Genomic DNA, 17504 nt, shown 5'->3' with positions numbered 1-17504 from the left:
CTTGAACGGCAGAGCAGGCGCAGGTGCGCTCGCTCTGTTTTTTGTTTATGGTATCAAGGTTTCTGCGGCGGTATAATGTTATCGTGTTCACCAAGAACTGACTACATATGAACTGGAGTGGAAGAGTATGAATATGGACCTGTGGACGGATCAATTCCCCTATGCCTTGGGAACAGAGCATGAACAACGGCCAACGATCACCTGTTATCTGCTGCCGGATGAGGCGGGGAGAGAAGCCGCGCCTGCGGTGATTGTCTTCCCTGGGGGAGGCTATACTCACCGCGCAGATCATGAGGGAGAACCGATTGCTCGGTGGTTGAATACACTCGGCATCCATGCTTTCGTGCTGAATTATCGAGTTGCCCCGTACCGTCATCCGGCGCCCCTCACCGATGCGCAGCGGGCGATCCGCACCGTGCGGGCAAGAGCGGCGGAGTGGCATATCGATCCGCGCCGCATCGGAATCTTGGGATTCTCTGCGGGCGGGCATCTGGCATCGACGGCTGGGACGCATTTTGATCATGGGCAGCCCGAGGCTGAGGATCCGATCGAACGGATGAGTTCCCGCCCGGACTTCATGATCCTCTGCTATCCGGTGATCACGATGGGGGATTACACCCATGAGGGATCCAGAGAGAACCTGCTCGGTCCGGATGCCGATCCGGAATTGGTCGAAAGTTTGTCTAATGAACGACAAGTTACGCCGGAGACGCCGCCGACTTTTATCTGGCATACGTCGGATGACGGCGCGGTACCTGTCGAGAATGCGCTGCTCTTCGCTGGTGCTTTAAGCCGTGCGAAGGTGTCCTTTGAACTGCATTCGTTCATGTCCGGGCGCCATGGACTGGGTCTTGCTGAGGATCATCCGGAAGCTTATGTCTGGACAGAACTTTGTGAGCGCTGGATGCGAAAATTAGGGGTATTAGGTCTAAAGTAGGAAGCCCTTCATCCAAACTTTGCTTGATTTTTCTAGATCAGACGTGCAGCTTGGACTGCACGTCTTTTTTTATGTGACTTTTTTCCTTTTCCAGTTAGTACATGTGATGTAATGCATATGCATTACTGCATATGAGTTAATCGATGTGCGGTATTTTCCAATACAAAAAATGATTGTATAGTAACTTCATACTAAAATGTCGAAATTAATCGCAATAGCTGAAGGGAGATCGTTATGAGGCAGAAGCGTAGTCAACAATCCGGCGGTCGAGGTTTCTTTGGATTCTTGCTCAATTTGATCTTAATCCTGATGCTCCTTGCCGCTGGAATCGTAGGATTGCATGCCTTGGGATGGATCCAGATCGAATATGAACCCGTCAAGCAGCTCTTGAGTTGGGCGGATTTCAACAATAATGGACAGAATGCAGCATCTAATAATGAAGATCAAGACGCTGATGAAACCAGCAGCAAGGAAGATCAACAAGGACAAAATGATGCAGCTGCAGACGCACCTTCCGGTGAACAGCCGCAGGATACGCCGGCACATGGCCCCGAAGAATCGACAACTGAGCAGCCTGCTGCAACGCAGCCGGAACCGGCGGAGCAGCCGGCGGGCACCAGAGAAGGCGTGCTGGCAACGGTCAGCGGCACGGTGGCAGCTGATGATGGACAGCGGGCGCTCCTGATGCAGCTCGATGGGATGAAGATCGCTTCCCGCGGTGTCCTTTCTATAGAAGATTGGTTGTCGGAAGCTGAGATCAGCGAACCGGCTTCCTACAACTGGGTACTTTCCCAGATGTCGAGCCTCATCTATGAAGCAGCGCTGCGAAGCGGGCTGGAACCGGTAGAGCGCTATCTGCATGATGAGCTTCCAGAGGGAATGAAACCGGGATTTGATGTTCGCTATGAACATGGAAAGCGGAATTTCTCGATCTATAATCCGACGGATCACGAGGTTTATCTGCAGTTAGCCTTTGACAATCAACAAGCGACGCTGTCGATCCGCGGAGTAATGGGCGAGGATTGGCAGCAACCGGCGATTCGTGTAAGCGCTCCAGAGAATTTTGCACCTGAGACCATTCTGGTCGTTGACCACCAGAATCGGACAGGCCGAACGGTTGCAAGACCGGGCCGGGAAGGGCTTCTGGTCAAGGTTTACCGCAAGATCGGCGATGAGCCGGAAGAGCTGGTGGCTAAGGATTATTACGCGCCGCAGCCTGAATTGATAACCGTACCTCCAGTGAGTCAAGCAGGAACAGGTCAAGAGAGTTGAGCTTAAGGAGGTTTTGAGCTATGCGCCTAGGCGAGTTACTGGTGATGAATGGGCTGATCACTCAGGAGCAGTTAGAAGAAGTATTGCGCGATGAGAACCATTCGAAGAAAAAAATCGGCGAGCTGATCGTCGAGCGGGGATGGATCACAGAGCGCCAGCTGCTGGAAGCATTGGAGTTCCAGCTCGGCTTCCCGGTGGTGAATGTCTCCCAATATCAACTTGACGAACGCGTCGTCCAGCTGATTACGGAGCAGCAGGCGAAGAAGTATACCGTCATCCCCATCGAACGCCTGCACGGCAAGATCAAGGTAGCGATGGTCGATCCGCTGAACTACGATGCCATCGAAGATATCCGCATGTCCACGGGGATGAACGTGATGCCCTGTATCGCGACGCGGGCGGAGATCGAGCAGGCGATCGCCAAATACTACGGCATGAATGATTCGATGGAGGAACTGCTCGAAGATATCGGCGACTATGATGTCAAGGATGAGGAGCAGGAGGCGCAGGACCAGGATTCCCCCATCGTCAAGCTGGTGAACCAGATCATCCAGTCGGCGGTGCTGCAGCGAGCCAGTGACGTGCATATCGATCCGCAGGAGAATCACGTCGCGGTCCGCTACCGCATCGACGGCGTGCTGCGGAATGAACGCCAGCTGCCCAAGAACATGCACGGCGTGCTGACCGCGCGGCTGAAGATCATATCGAAATTGAATATCGCGGAGAAACGGCTGCCGCAGGACGGCCGCATCCAGCTGCGGATGAACAATCAGCGCGTCGATATCCGCGTCTCGATCCTGCCCACCGTACACGGTGAGAGCATCGTACTCAGAATACTCGACCAATCCATCGGCGTGAAACATCTGCATGAGCTGGGACTCAGCGAGTCCAATATGGAGAAATTCCAGAAGGTGATCCGCCGTCCGAACGGCATCATCCTGATCTCCGGTCCGACGGGAAGCGGGAAGACGTCGACGCTGTACTCCGTGCTTCAGGAAGTAAACAGCGAAGAAGTGAAGATCATCACCGTCGAAGACCCCGTGGAATATCGGATGGAAGGGGTCATCCAGGTTCAGGTTAATACGCAGATCGGCTTGACCTTCGCATCAGGGCTTCGCTCGATCCTCCGGCAAGACCCGAACATCATCATGGTCGGGGAGATCCGGGATGTGGAGACGGCGGAGATCGCCGTGCGTTCGTCGCTGACCGGTCACCTCGTGTTAAGCACGATCCACACGAACAGCGCGATCGGTACGATCAGCCGTCTGGCGGATATGGGCATCGACCCGTATCTCATCGCCTCCTCCCTCACCTGTGTTGTCGGACAGCGCTTGGTGCGCAGGGTGTGCAGCGAGTGCGCAAGCCAGGTAGCGGCTGATGAGAAGGAGATCGCCCTGCTGCAGAAATACGGGCTCATCGGCAAGCAGGGACAAGCGATGGCCTCGACGGGCACGGAGCACGTACACGGCATGAGCGGCAATGTGATCCCGTCGAATGTCTACCTGACCAAAGGCAGCGGCTGCGCCGTATGCGGCAACACCGGTTACAAGGGACGGATGGCGGTACATGAAGTGCTCGTCATCGATGAGCCGATCCGGCGCATGATCGTGAGCAATGCACCGGCGAGCGAGATCCAGCAGTATGCAGAACAAGAGCTGGGGTATACCACGATGATGGTCGATGGTTTGACCAAGTCCTTGGCCGGTCTTACGACCATCGAGGAAGTCTTGAAAGCGGTTAGTGATGAGTAATGCGGCTGTAAGGGGGGGAGAACATTGGCATACTTCGTCTACGAAGCCGTCAATGAGAGCGGCAAGAAAGTCAAGGGACAGATTCAATCACCGAACAAACATGCCGCAGTAACTGAACTTACAGGCAGAGGGCTGATCCTGCGCAGCATTCAGGAGCGCCCTGAGACCTTGCTGACGAAGGAATTTTTTATCGGCAGGCCGGTGAAGCTGGAAGATTTCGTGATCTTCTGCCGGCAGTTCGCGACCTTGATCCGCTCAGGGATCCAGATTGACCAAGCGCTGGGGATCTTGGAAGATCAGACGACGTCCAAGTATCTGAAACGGGCGCTGGGTGAAGTATATCACCAGGTGCGGTCGGGGCGCAGCCTATCCAGCTCCATGGCACAGCATCCCAAGATCTTCCCGGAGATGTTCGTGCACATGATCGAGTCAGCGGAAGCGAGCGGCAGCATGGAAGAAGTATTGCTGCGCATGGCTGATCACTATGAGAAGGAACACAAGACCGTAGAGAAGATCAAATCGGCGATGACCTATCCGATTATCGTGTTGGTCGTGGCGATAGCCGTCCTGATCTTCCTGCTGACCAATATCGTGCCGAAGTTCACGGCGATGTTTGCTGATTTGGGAGCGGAGTTACCGCTAATTACGAAGTTTATTATGGCATTAAGTGATTTTGTTCAAGCCTCTTGGCTGCTTATCTTCATTGTTGCAATTGGTTTAGTTGTAGGATTGAGATTCGCGTTGAGAGATGAACAGATACGTTATCACTGGGATGGACTTAAATTCAAAATTCCTGTCTTCGGTTCAGTTATTCAGAAGGCTGCCATTGCACGTATGGCGCGTACAATGGCTTCGCTCTTCGCCAGCGCTGTGCCAGTAATGCAAACATTAGCGATCTCAAAGAAAGTCGTGGGCAACAAAGTATTGGCAGAAGTGCTGGACAATGCATCAAACAGTCTAGCTCAGGGGAAACAACTCTCAGAGCCTTTCCGCGAGAGTAAGATGTTCCCGAAGATGGTAATCCAGATGTTAACCATTGGTGAAGAAACAGGACAGGTTGACAACATGTTAGTTAAGATCGCTGAGTTCTACGAAGATGAAGTTGAACAGAATGTGGATCGCTTGAAGGCGATGCTGGAACCGGTTATGATGCTCTTCCTCGCCGGCTTAGTCGGGATCATCGTCGCAGCGATCATGACACCGATGTTCTCGCTGTATGATGCATTCTTGCGCTAGCAAGAATGATCATCACTTCATAGATGACCGATGGTTCCTTAATCTCGTTTATCTTATTTAGGAGGTGATGTGCTGCAGTATATTGTGAGATACAAGGTTCTGTAGCTGGTTGTGTGTTGCTTTGTCGGTTGGTTCTAGCAGAGGAATCATCGTATCGAAAACAATCAAATTAAAGGGGTTGAAATGATTATGAAGTTTACAAAGAAACTTCACAAAGATCAGAAAGGTTTAACACTGATTGAGCTGTTGGCGGTTATCGTAATTCTGGGGATCATTGCTGCCATCGCAATTCCGTCCGTAAATTCGATTATTAAGAACTCTGAAGCTAAAGCGCAAATTGAGAATGCAAAACTGCTTATTTCTACAGCAAGAATGGCTGTTGCTGACAGAACATTTGAGCAAGTCGGTAGAGATAGTAGCGACCAAGGTTTTGTGAATTTTCCTAGCGGTACAGAACCAGCAGAAGCAGGTTCTGATTGGGTAAGAACTGTTAGACAAGTAACAATTGAAGAATTAAAGGAAAGAGGGTATTTGGATGCGAATCTAATCGATCCGCAGACACGTGAAGCATACGATGAAAGTGGCAGCTTTGTAACCATCGTTATGGATGAGAAGAAAGGGGCTCCGGGTGACTATGCTGTACAATGGCACTATCTAATTACATTAAAGCCAAATGCACAGGGTGCTGATCCATACTACAATTTCGTTCTAGAAGCAGATCTAGCTAATCCACAAAACCCATAATCCCGTAGATCTTGATATAGTATCGAACCCCACACCTAATATACAGGTGTGGGGGACTTCACCACAAGATTGGCGAGAGGGGAACAGTATATGTTTCGGAAAAACAGCAAATGGAATGCTGGAGTACATATTTTGGATAACCATGCCAAAGTTGTAGTAGTTGAGTATACGGGAAAGAAGCTTCGCGTTCAACAGCATGAAATGGTGCAATTGGAACAGGGGAGCGTTAGAAACGGCAGGATCGAAAACGAGGAAGCGGTGGTCAGCAAATTAAAGGAGATTGTGCGAGATCTAAAGCTGCAAGATGCCGGTGTTACGTTAGCCGTACCAGCATCAAGCGCCGTGATGCGCAGATCTGTTTATCCTATGCTGAAGGACAAAGAACTGCGCAATCGGATTGAAGTTGATCTGCTCGCCCGTGAGCAGCTGCCATTCAAAGATCCCGTGTTCGACTATGTCCGTTTAGGGCCGCCGGCTGTTAATGAAGCAGCTGCAGCTGCTGAAGGGAACAAGAGCAAGGGCAATAACAAAGGGGAAGAAGAGGTGCTGATCTTCACAACTCCTTTGGAAGTTGTCGACAGTTATGCCCGCTTGGCTGAAGAAGCCGGGTTGGAGCCGCGAGCTGTGGAATTAGCTCCGCTTTCGCTGTTCCGATTATTGCTGCTTACCGAGTCGAATCTTCCTGAACGATTCATGCTCATTCATGCTGAGCTCGATCATGCGGATCTTTGCATTTTCGAAAACGGTATACCGGTATTCATGCGGCAGCAGATGATGCCTCAGCAGTATGTGCTTGATTCAGATTCGGATCGGGTTAGCGTGTACGGACGAAACCTGACGATTGAGATCAGCCGTATCCTGAACTACTACAAGTATTCGATCTCCAAAAATCAGGAGGATGTACAGCATCTTCTAATCTCCTCGGAACATGACTGGCTGCCGACGCTAATCGAACAGATCAACGGCTCCTTCGATGGGCAGGTCCAGCCGCTGATGTTGGAATCGGCCATTGCAAACTATCAAGCAGTTTATCACTCTTACACTGTACCGATCGGCTTGGCAATGAAGGGAGCGTGAAGACATGCAAGCAATTGAAATTAACCTGCTCCAACAGCGACAGAAGGAAGTCCAGCCTGGGCGAACGGTTCCAATTCTACTGGTAGCAGTCGCTATAATAGCTGTTGTTTCATTGGCTTGGACATATATCAATACGGTATCGGAGATTAAATCAGTTAAAGCCGAGATTGAATTAGCAGAACAATCCATCCAAGTTTTGGAGACCAAAGTTCATGAGCTTCAACAGTTGCAGACATCCCATAGATTAGTCGAACTAATAGATGTCATTCGCGGCAGTTATATGAAGCCAACAGAAGTGCTGAAAGCGCTGACCCCTCATTTGCCTGTTGACGCCAATCTAACATCGATCATTTTATCAGGTGATCAGGTAAAGGTAACGGGATTGTTCGCATCGACAGAAGAGGTAGTCTCGTTCATGCAGGAGTTGAAAAATTCCGAGGTGTTCACCTTTATTAGAAGCGGAGGTATGACAAAAGTTGAACATCCGATGGGCGAAGATTACCTGCCAGCCATCCAAGTCACCTTTGACATTGGACTGCATATGAACAGCGAGGAGTAGATAGTATGGAACGCTTGGGAATCTCGAAAACTTTTCTCTTGATTATGTTACTACTCATCCTCTGCCTAGTGTTGCTATATGTGTACTTAGTCGCACCTAAACAAGAGGAACTTGCAGGATTGCAAGATGATCTTAATGCTAAGATGGCAAGAATTCAGCAACTGGAAACACAGGTTGCATCATTAAGCCAAAACAGTATGGGAAATCTCGCTGTACTCCAAAAGGTTCGTGCTCAGATACCAGAGGAACCGTATGTAGAACTCTGGCTGCGTGATCTGAGGAAGTTGGAAACGATCAGCGGATTGAAGTTTGATTCCTATGCTTATAACTTAGACGGAGATCTTGAGGTCTTGCAAAGAGAAGTCAGTTCCTTAGTGTCAACAATTGATTTTACTACAAGCGTAGAGGGAGAATATTCGCAGATATATCGCTTACTAGAAGAGATTGAGACAGAACAGAGACTTATGATCATTCAAAATTTAAATCTAGAGTGGCCAACGGAACTAGAAATTCATCGCAATCAGCCTGACAGGGAGATGAAGGCATCGATTGCATTAAAAACATTGTATGCACCTGACTTAGCTCATCTGTTCGATCGGCCGCTGCCGACGGATTACGAAGCACCGGGCGGTCATAAGAATCCGTTCTTCTAAGGAGCGAAGATAGATGGAGATCTACATCGATAACTTTGATATGGAAGAAGACGGCTACGGTCATACTTCAGTTCAATCCTCCGCGCCGTCGATCCGCGAACTGCTTCAGATGGCCTATGAAGCAGGGGCATCAGACCTTCATATCAATGTAGGGACAGAACCGATGATGCGGTTGAACGGCCGGCTGTACAAGGTGATCAATCACATCCTGACCGCTTCTGAAACAGAACGGATGGCGGAAGATGTGCTCAATGAGAAGCAGTTAGAGGAGTTAAAGGAATACGGGGAAGTGGACTTCTCCATCGAGATTCCCGGCTTAAGCCGTTACCGGGGTAACGCATTCCGTCAGAAACGCGTCACGAACTTGGCATTCCGCGTACTTTCGAATCGTATTCCATCCCTTGATAACTTGCAGCTGCCTGAAGTGGTGAAGCAGTTTGCGAACAAGATGCAGGGACTGATGCTCGTGACTGGACCGACGGGAAGCGGGAAATCGACGACGCTGGCGGCGATTATCGACTACATCAATGAGACGCAGAACAAGCATATCATCACGTTGGAGGACCCCATTGAGTACCTCCACGTGAGCAAGAACAGCTTGGTCGTGCAGCGTGAAGTCGGGACGGATACCCAATCCTTCGCCAGAGGACTTCGCGCCGCCCTGCGTCAAGACCCCGATGTGATCCTCGTCGGTGAGATGCGGGATTTGGAGACGATCCGCACGGCCATTACAGCGGCCGAGACGGGACACTTGGTCTTAGCAACCCTGCACACGCCCGATGCACCGCAGACGGTGGACCGGATCATCGACGTCTTCCCGACGGAGCAGCAGCGGCAGATTCGGATCCAGCTCGCGTCGGTGCTCATCAGCGTGTTGTCACAGAGACTGATTCCGCGTATCGATCAGAGCGGACGAGAGTTGGCGATCGAACTGCTCATCAATACGCCTGCGGTAGCTAACTTAATCCGTCAGGAGAAGATCTACCAGATCAAGTCTGTAATGCAGACGAATCGGGATATCGGCATGATCACCATGGGAGCAAGCATTAAGCAATTGGTAGAGAGAGGGCTTGTCTATCGAGATGCGTTGAACGAATATCTAATGAGCATAGGGGAGGAATAGCAAGCATGTATACAGTGAAGAAGACCGGCCGAACTTGGTTGGCGGCGATCCTGTCGGTTGCGATGCTTTTAGCAGTGGTGACGCCCGTCCATGCCGAGGGAGCGGCGAGCTGGCGTGATGCGAAAGGGAAATCTGCACAAGAGCGGCTTGCCGTCTATGAGCGGATCCCAGTAGACCCTGCCTATCTCTATCTCGGCAAGGTAGTCTCCGATGATCCGATGGCGGTGGTTACCCACTACGATGAATCCGATCTTCGCAGGACTGCAGTGATCCGTGTTTGGACGGGGGAATTTTCCAGACATGAGAACGATTTGCAGATGACTTGGGATGATCTCACTTATCAAGCTGACGGTACTTTGGTACAAGCAGTTCCCGATCTAGAGGCTTTCATCCCGGATTACTTCCTTGAATCCAACCAGAAGAATTATCATATAGCGGATTATCTCGGAATCCTGCCTTGGGTTGCTGATATTCCAACGGATTCTGAAGCAGCAGCAAGAGGTCTGGCGAAGATCGAGGATATGAAATTATACAACATGTATGGCATTCAGCATCAGCTGCCTGAGGGCGTAGAGATCGATTATGGTGATCCCGGCGCCGTCAAGCTGCACACACGGGTTCCGGATCCTGTGAATGCGATCGATTTGCCCGTGGATGCAGCAGGAAGCTGGGCTAAGGATTATATCATCCATCTTTATAAACTCGGAATTGTCACCGGTTATCCGGATAAGACCATTCGCCCAGAACGAACATTGACGCGTTCAGAATTCATTGCCATGCTGACCAGAGCTCTTGAATTGCCTCTTGATGAAGTGACCGAATATGGTGATGTTGTTGGCACTTGGGTGCAAGAGGAAGTAGCAGCAGCAGAGCGGGCCGGCATCATCCCGCGGGGATCTGAGACGAGCCGATTCCGGCCGAACGATGAGATTACCAGAGTGGAGATGATCGAGATGATCTACCACGCGGTATCTTCTTATGGAATCGAGCCCCGCGTAGAGAAGATCAATTTCTCAGACGTTTCTAACCTCAATGTCATTCAACGAGAAGCACTGGAGCATACAACGCAGATCGGTATTATCGCGGGTTATTCGGACGGTACATTCCGGCCGTATAACAAATTACAGCGGGCAGAGGCATTTAAAGTCTTGTCCGTATTACTTCAATTAATCTAAAGGAGGTTCAATTTTAAGATGCGTAGTAAAGCATTCAAGCGTGTTTTACGAATGGCACTCGTCGTGCTGCTGTGTATGGCGCTTGTGCCGATCCAAGCCTTTGCTTCAGACAGCTTGCGTCTGTCGGGAAGCAGAGAAGCATCGAAGACTGAGATCATCATCAATGAAGAATTCACTATTGAATACTGTGTTAAGCCGGAAGGAGTATTCACTCAGCGTGCTCCGATTAACGTCGCATTTGCTATGGACGTATCGGGCAGTATGAATTTTAATGTGTCTAACAAAGATAAGCGAACAAGGCTGAGCATCGCTAAAGAGTCTGCAAAACTCATCACCAAAAAGTTCCGGACTGCTAACTATGGAGATCAGATCGGACTTGTAACTTTTGAGAGTCATCCGCATCATCACCACAACTTAACAACTAATTACAACCAGATCGACAGAACTATCGACCGTCTCACGGCTAACGGCGGCACGAACATTCAGATGGGCCTTGATTATGCTTACGAGGTTGTGAAAAATGCTGACCCCAATAATCGCTATATCATTCTATTGACTGATGGTGCTGCCACTGCATATTACTATTACTATGAATTGTTCGGCAGGACATATGGTCCGATACTCGGACAAGACAGCAGAGGTACAACGGCCAAACGTTATGCGATGGAAAAGGCCGACGAAATTGCTAGACACGGCGTTCCCGTATTCACCATTGCTTTGGCCACTGCAGGAACAGATGAAGTGGATTTAGAGTTGCTTGATTATATTTCCACAAAAACCGGCGGAGAAAGCTTCACAGCTACGAACCCGGATGAATTGGATCAAGCCTTTGAGAAAATCTTAGAACTGATCGATCCATCCTTTAAGGATGTCGTGTTAACACAGCCGCTGCCTGATGGATTTGAGTTGGCAGCAGATAATGCAGGGGCAGCGATCAAAAATGGTGTTGTGGAAATCGATTTAGGTCAGATTGCCCATGATTCGAAAGCATCTAAATGCGTACCGATCAAATTCAAATATACCGGCTCTCCAGCCACGGTGAAACTACCTGAAGCTAAGGTGACATATAAGCTGAACGGTGAGCCGCGTGAAACGATCATCGACGATGAGATCATCTTAAAGTTCTATGATGCTCTTGGATTACAAGGCAAAGTGGCTGCTTCGGCTGCATTAAGCGATGAAGAGCTGTCCGAGTGGAACAAAAACGACGCTGCAGGCATTACCTACACCTTGAATCCTACGGGTGCTCTCATTCGTTCAAATAATCAACTGCGCAATGTCAAGATTGTGCATCAACTGCCTGAGGGTGTACAAGCGGTCGCAGACAATTCGACAGCAGGATTAAGTGTACAGAATGAAGGCCGCACGATCGTTATTGAGCTTGGAAACTTGAATATCGCGAATCATCAACCGATTACTCGGGATGTTAAGCTGCAATTCCTTTACGCGGGAACATTCAATCTGGCAGAAACAGAAGCCTATGTAGAGTATATCGATAACATCGGTTCCAACAAACGTGTTCCGCTCGTCAATGAGCTGCCGGTCTTCGATGTTAAAGTCATTCTTATTGACCAGTGGAATAACCGATACATCGGTGATGGTGAAGGTGTTGTTACACGGGTCAGCCATGAGGGCGACACACAATGGTATGTGGATTTAAGCGAGAATCCAATCAGCAGCCTCGCCTTTGCTGATACAGGACATACCTCGGTCCTCGTTGATTTCGCAGGAGAAGAAGAAACGGAAACCTTGAACCTGTTGCCTTCGGCTCCGAATGTGACAATAACAGATTACTATGGCAACGTGATTGCTGAAGGCGATGTGGAATACAAACGCGGTAAAGGGAAACTGGCGGCAGCTGATGCTAACCCCGGTCTTCCGCACAATACGATCTATGTCGACGATTCTTTCACAACCAGATATGTCGATCGGTATGAATATCGCGTGGATCACGGACCATGGAAAGCATTCCTGCCAAGTGATACGAAAGCCATTACTGAGAACGGCGAGAATCTGACAATTGAGGTTCGGGCTGTTACGAAGGCGATCGGAGATGGTGCAGCGGTACACTATGGTGATGTGAAACTGCGTACAGTAAGCTTAGACGGTGTGCTTCCGATTATACCGGCACTTAATGATTCTCATATTCGAATCGTTGGCAGCGATCTTGTGTATACGATCCCTAATGCATTCAGCGATGCGCATAGCGGTATTCGCACTGATGCTGAAGGTGATGAAGTCTTTACCGTGAAAATTGGCAATGCTGCTCCGATTGAGCGGAAGATTAATGCAGATGGACTGGTCGTACGAATTCCGATTGAAGCCGTTATGAATGGACAAGCACTCTTTGAAGTCGAAGATAAAGTTGGTAATAACAAGTCCGGTGTATTCCCGATGGTTTCGGATACTGAGAAACCATTGATTCAGATCGTACTTGATCCAAAGCAGACTTACACGAAGAATGGTACAGATCGGACTTACGAAGCAGTAAACGGCGATAATACACCTTTTGATTACACAACGAGTGAGAACGCGAAACTCAAAATCACAGTAAGAGATAATGAGAGCAATCTTCAATCCGCTCAGTATAAACTGGACAATGGTGCCTATGTAGATCTTCCAATAAACGGTCAAGTTGCTGCTGCTGAATTAGATCTTGCAGAAATACTTGGAAATGATTACAACGGATGGCACAGACTAGAGGTGAAAGCTTCGGATCTTTTCGGTAATGAAGCGACGACCACTTATGTATTTATGGTGAATACTGGTCCTGCCGGTACTCCTTCCGTAGAAGGATTGGACGGTACCTCCTATACAGGTAATGTTTCTAATAAACCTCTTAAGGTCAAATTAGATGCTGAATCTGTAGTGGAAGGAAATCATAATCGGAATGCTGTAAAAATTAAAACAGTCTATTACATGATCACTGACAATGCAAACAAACCAAATCTTGATCATTCCGAGTGGAAGGAAATGGGATCTGATTCCATCATCGTTTCCAAAGAAGGAACCAGTTACGTGCATTTCAAGATCGTTGACGAGATGGGAGTCGAATCCGAAGTAATCACTTCTGATAGACTGAATATCAATTTCAATCAAAATCGATATTAATTTAGGTTGCTTTCTGAGTCGCTGGACATCCAGCGACTCGGAAATTTCTTCATTTTCCGACCCATGGGCCCAGTTAAAGGGGTGTGTCAAAACTTGAAGTTCATGCCAAATAGAAAAAGGATCACCGAAGATGAGCGCGGTCTCACATTGATCGAAATTCTGGGTGCCTTGACGATCATGTCGATCATTACCGTGTTGTTGCTTGGCAACCTTATATCCTCTATGGAGACCTCAGCTGACCAAAGCCGGCGTTTAATTGCAATGAATTTAGCCAGGCTGAAGATCGCCGAGATTCGGGAGACTTACGAGGAAGGGGCAAAATTTGAAGAGTTAAGAGCGGAGTTTAGCACTCGAGGGACTGAACTCATCAGATTAGATGCTAATAATACCTTGCAAGATCTAGATCTTGATGATGAAGAAATTAACAACACTTACTATAAATACGAAGTCGAATTGGACATACGTACTAATCCGCAAAAGACAAAATTAGATCAGGTGATAGGGGATTCCTCTTCTTACCTAATTCCAATGCGTGTTACAGTTTTCTGGGGCTACACCAAAGAAGGCGGATCAACGGAAAGCCGCTATTCTGTTACAATACCTTCTTATGTGGTGAAGTTAGGTGGGTGATGACGTTGTCAACAGCTAAAGGTAGAAGAGGATCTATACTGAGCGGTCGATTAAGCGGTTTCCGCTCCGATGAGCGAGGTTTGACATTAATTGAGGTGCTTGCTGCACTCTTGATTCTAAGCATGATCGTCGCGATCGTGAATGCATTCGTACTGATGGGAGCCGCGATGTATAAACGGATTACTTCAGAGACGTTATTGCGGAACCAAGCGAATGCTGTCTTCGCATCGGTGATCAACGAGCTGCGGGACGCTATCTATGTTCAGCAAGGTTCAAACAATAAGGAAATTGTGGTCGTAAAGTGGGGCGATACATCTGCTGATCAATACATCAATGAATACACCTATAGTTTCATATCTTCTGATCCGAATAGATCGACGGAAGTTTTGCAAATCAAATCTGTAGATGATGACGGCAACGAATATATTCGAACTCACGGCGTTACGGATGATATGTTCTCTATGAAGGGAAGTTTTAATGTCTTAAATCAAGAAACCGTTATGGTGGAATTGGAGTTTTTTAGAGTCCAAGAGAATCTAACGCACAGTTTGGAAGACGTCCATATTGAAATCAAACAGCAGATACCTTTGTTTAGGATGAAATAGGAACAGGAGGGGGGCGGATATGAGCAGAAGCTGGCGCAGCGAAGCCGGTGCAGCGATGATTCTGGCTCTTCTTGCACTTACGTTGATGAGCCTTATGGGAATGATTGTCCTGCGTATCCTTAATCAAGGTTTTGTGCACACAAGTTCAGCGGAAGCCAGGATTCATGCTGAGATGCTGGCGCAGGTCGGCATTGATGAAGTAAATGCCATCGTACAATCCGCTGTGAAAACAGGCAATCAGAATACTGATTATCGTGGCAAGGTGACGAATACCGTAGATAATATTAAACACGCGCTTGAAGCGATAAGCGGGACAGCTATTAGTTCGTTCCCGACAACCGTGGAATATGAAGTCGAAACAAATCAGGGAACCTATAAAGTGGAGATTACCAGTCAGGTAATCAGCAATCCAAATGACAAAGATCTCATAGAATATGTACCAGATTACCCATATGTGCAAGAAATTAAAGTGACATCGATTGGAGAGTCTCGGAGATTTCGACCTGGAGTTAGGGTAAGCAAGGAGATGACGATCTACGTCTCTACAATTAATCCCGTATTTCGATACCCAATCTCTGCAGACGGAGAATTGATCCTAAATGGAGCATCGCATATTGTGGGCAATGTTTACGTTGATAACCTTAACAATGCATCTGGTAATGTGACGATTTCTAATAAGGCAAGGTTCATCACAAACATTAACCAGCAACACACGATCCAATCTGGAACTGCATCGATGGAAGGGTTTATTCAAGCAGCGGGTAAATATATGGTAGAAGACCAATATGGAAATATGAGAGAAAGAGATTTCGAGCGCGAATTTTTTCAACATCGGAAACCCTTCTCTGATGAGTATCTGACACCGGCCGAGGTCATCGATGTAGAAGAGACTGTTGCTAATATCATAGGCAACACAGATCTAATTAATGAAATGATAACGCAGATCGCTGATTCTCGCAGTCGGAGTCCGGATGGATTCGGTGCTGAAATCATCGGAAATGGCACGACCATTAACAACGGAATACACTTTAGAAGTGTCTGGGTAGAAGCACAAGGAGATCTTGTTGTTAAGGGGAATCTCCTTATTGAGGACGGGACTTTGTTTATTTCCAGCGGAGCAAATGTTATTTTTGAACCGATTTCTGATTCCAAAAGCTCGTTATACGTGAAGTACGATGATCCCAATCTCATTGCAGCGTATTTAACAGGGAATCTTTCGGTACCTGACGGAGAATTTGTCGCCATCGACGGCAATGTGATCATGAATAATCTGAATTTTAAAGGAACCATGTTCGTCAACGGCCAATTGAAGATAATAGGCGATCTGAATATCGAGGGGTCCGTCTATGTAGTCGGAGACATCGAGATGAAAGAGATGAATAGTATCAACGAGCAAGTCTCTGAAGATGCGGCTTCCGTGGTGCTCGTATCATCGGGGAAGATCATCTTATCCGATAACTTAACCGATCCGGATGCTGCAAGCAGGATACGGGCATTCCTGTATTCAGCATCCGATGACATGGATCTCTATGGGGTGATCTCGAAGCTGGAAATCATCGGCGGTGTCCATGGCAGGAAGGTGACGTTGAATGCGGTTAGAGGAGAATCAAGCAAGGAATCCCGGCCTGGGTTAATCGTCCATCCATCCGGATACTACTTCGATGCCGATCAGGACAGCTTGATGTCCGTTGATGGTAACGGGAACAGGACGATTCGCTCGAGATTGCAAGTCAAACAAGACTTGTCACTGTACACCAATCCGCCGATCGGCATCCCGATAACTGAAGAAGTCAACATGTTCATCCAAGAGATTACCTATAAGTAAACACTTAGATAGCGAGGTGTAGCAGCATGACTTATCGAGTTTTGGTGGTAGATGATACGAGGTTCATGCGTAAGATGTTGCGCGATATCCTGGAGAAGTTCGGGCATGAAGTTGTTGGCGAGGCGGAGAACGGCAATGCGGGGATCCAGAAGTACAAGGAACTGAAGCCTGATATTATCTTCATGGATATCAGCATGCCGGAGATCGACGGGGTCGAGGCTGTGCGCCGGATCAAGGCTTTCGACCCGTCAGCGGTCGTGATTATCTGCTCTGCGATGAGCCAGCAGGAGCAGATCTCCGAGGCGCTGAAGGTTGGAGCCGTTGGGTATATCATGAAGCCGTTCAAGCCGGAGAAGGTAAACGAGGTCATCTTTAAGTACGCTTCTCAACATGTGGAGAGGAACCGCAAAAAATCAGAAGCCCATGTCGTGCAGCAAGCACAGGCTGCTTTGACGGCAGTTAAGGTACAGGGCACTGCAGCGGTTGAAGGCATCATCCCGGACCCGAACGTACAACAGGATCAAGGCAAGTTAAAGACATTCATCCCTCGCTTCTTAAGACAAGATACCAAATTAATCGAAGAGATGCGCAAGAGGCAGGAAGAAGAAGAGAGAAAACGTCAGGAAGAAGAGCGCAAGAGGCAGGAAGAAGAGGCACGGAAGAAGAAGGAAGAAGAAGAGCGCAAGCGGTTAGAAGAAGAAGCGCGCAAGAAGGAAGAGGAAGAACGCAAGCGCAGAGAAGAAGAGGAAGAACGCAAGCGCAGAGAAGAAGAGGAAGAACGCAAGCGCAGAGAAGAAGAGGAGCCG

The 17504-nt window shown here is 48.4% G+C and carries 14 protein-coding genes and 1 pseudogene; all 15 read left to right on the top strand.

What is annotated here, in order from left to right; genetic code table 11:
- Positions 1 to 127 precede the first annotated feature (127 nt).
- The gene (locus PRECH8_RS08185) at positions 128 to 937 is read left to right on the top strand and encodes an alpha/beta hydrolase (protein WP_200966616.1); all 810 of its coding nucleotides are present in this window, start codon (positions 128 to 130) and stop codon (positions 935 to 937) included.
- A gap of 234 nt (positions 938 to 1171) precedes the next feature.
- Positions 1172 to 2209: a VanW family protein gene (locus tag PRECH8_RS08180; RefSeq protein WP_200966615.1), complete on the top strand. Its 1038-nt coding sequence runs from the start codon at positions 1172 to 1174 to the stop codon at positions 2207 to 2209.
- A gap of 20 nt (positions 2210 to 2229) precedes the next feature.
- Positions 2230 to 3960 carry a GspE/PulE family protein gene (locus PRECH8_RS08175; RefSeq protein ID WP_200966614.1) on the top strand — a complete coding sequence of 577 codons (1731 nt, stop codon included), beginning with the start codon at positions 2230 to 2232 and terminating at the stop codon, positions 3958 to 3960.
- A 24-nt stretch (positions 3961 to 3984) separates the two neighbouring features.
- Positions 3985 to 5196 (top strand): type II secretion system F family protein, encoded by a 1212-nt coding sequence (locus PRECH8_RS08170; RefSeq protein ID WP_200966613.1) that lies wholly within the window; start codon positions 3985 to 3987, stop codon positions 5194 to 5196.
- A 189-nt stretch (positions 5197 to 5385) separates the two neighbouring features.
- Positions 5386 to 5940 carry a prepilin-type N-terminal cleavage/methylation domain-containing protein gene (locus PRECH8_RS08165; protein ID WP_242457494.1) on the top strand — a complete coding sequence of 185 codons (555 nt, stop codon included), beginning with the start codon at positions 5386 to 5388 and terminating at the stop codon, positions 5938 to 5940.
- Between the two features lie 132 nt (positions 5941 to 6072).
- On the top strand, positions 6073 to 7017 hold the full coding sequence (gene pilM, locus PRECH8_RS08160; protein WP_200966611.1) for a type IV pilus biogenesis protein PilM: 945 nt from the start codon (positions 6073 to 6075) through the stop codon (positions 7015 to 7017).
- Between the two features lie 4 nt (positions 7018 to 7021).
- Entirely contained in the window at positions 7022 to 7576 is a 555-nt protein-coding gene (locus PRECH8_RS08155) for a PilN domain-containing protein (RefSeq protein ID WP_200966610.1), read from the top strand.
- A 5-nt stretch (positions 7577 to 7581) separates the two neighbouring features.
- Entirely contained in the window at positions 7582 to 8229 is a 648-nt protein-coding gene (locus tag PRECH8_RS08150; RefSeq protein WP_200966609.1) for a GspMb/PilO family protein, read from the top strand.
- A gap of 40 nt (positions 8230 to 8269) precedes the next feature.
- Complete coding sequence (locus PRECH8_RS08145) at positions 8270 to 9352, top strand: type IV pilus twitching motility protein PilT (protein ID WP_200966631.1); 1083 nt, start codon at positions 8270 to 8272, stop codon at positions 9350 to 9352.
- 5 nt (positions 9353 to 9357) lie between these two features.
- The gene (locus PRECH8_RS08140; protein WP_200966608.1) at positions 9358 to 10527 is read left to right on the top strand and encodes an S-layer homology domain-containing protein; all 1170 of its coding nucleotides are present in this window, start codon (positions 9358 to 9360) and stop codon (positions 10525 to 10527) included.
- Positions 10528 to 10545: 18 nt separating this feature from the next.
- A complete protein-coding gene (locus tag PRECH8_RS08135; protein WP_200966607.1) occupies positions 10546 to 13638 on the top strand; it encodes a vWA domain-containing protein in 3093 nt (1030 codons plus the stop codon).
- Positions 13639 to 13740: 102 nt separating this feature from the next.
- On the top strand, positions 13741 to 14268 hold the full coding sequence (locus PRECH8_RS08130) for a type IV pilus modification PilV family protein (RefSeq protein WP_371871193.1): 528 nt from the start codon (positions 13741 to 13743) through the stop codon (positions 14266 to 14268).
- Positions 14269 to 14273: 5 nt separating this feature from the next.
- On the top strand, positions 14274 to 14873 hold the full coding sequence (locus PRECH8_RS08125; protein WP_200966605.1) for a PilW family protein: 600 nt from the start codon (positions 14274 to 14276) through the stop codon (positions 14871 to 14873).
- A gap of 19 nt (positions 14874 to 14892) precedes the next feature.
- Positions 14893 to 16698, top strand: coding sequence for a hypothetical protein (locus PRECH8_RS08120; RefSeq protein WP_200966604.1), 1806 nt, complete (start codon positions 14893 to 14895; stop codon positions 16696 to 16698).
- A 26-nt stretch (positions 16699 to 16724) separates the two neighbouring features.
- Positions 16725 to 17075 (top strand): annotated as a pseudogene (locus PRECH8_RS14820) (response regulator); the annotation flags it as partial.
- Positions 17076 to 17504: the final 429 nt, after the last annotated feature.

Source organism: Insulibacter thermoxylanivorax (genome assembly GCF_015472005.1).
In the GTDB taxonomy this organism is placed as follows: Bacteria; Bacillota; Bacilli; order Paenibacillales; family DA-C8; genus Insulibacter; species Insulibacter thermoxylanivorax.
This window is presented reverse-complemented; position numbering and strand designations above follow the sequence as displayed.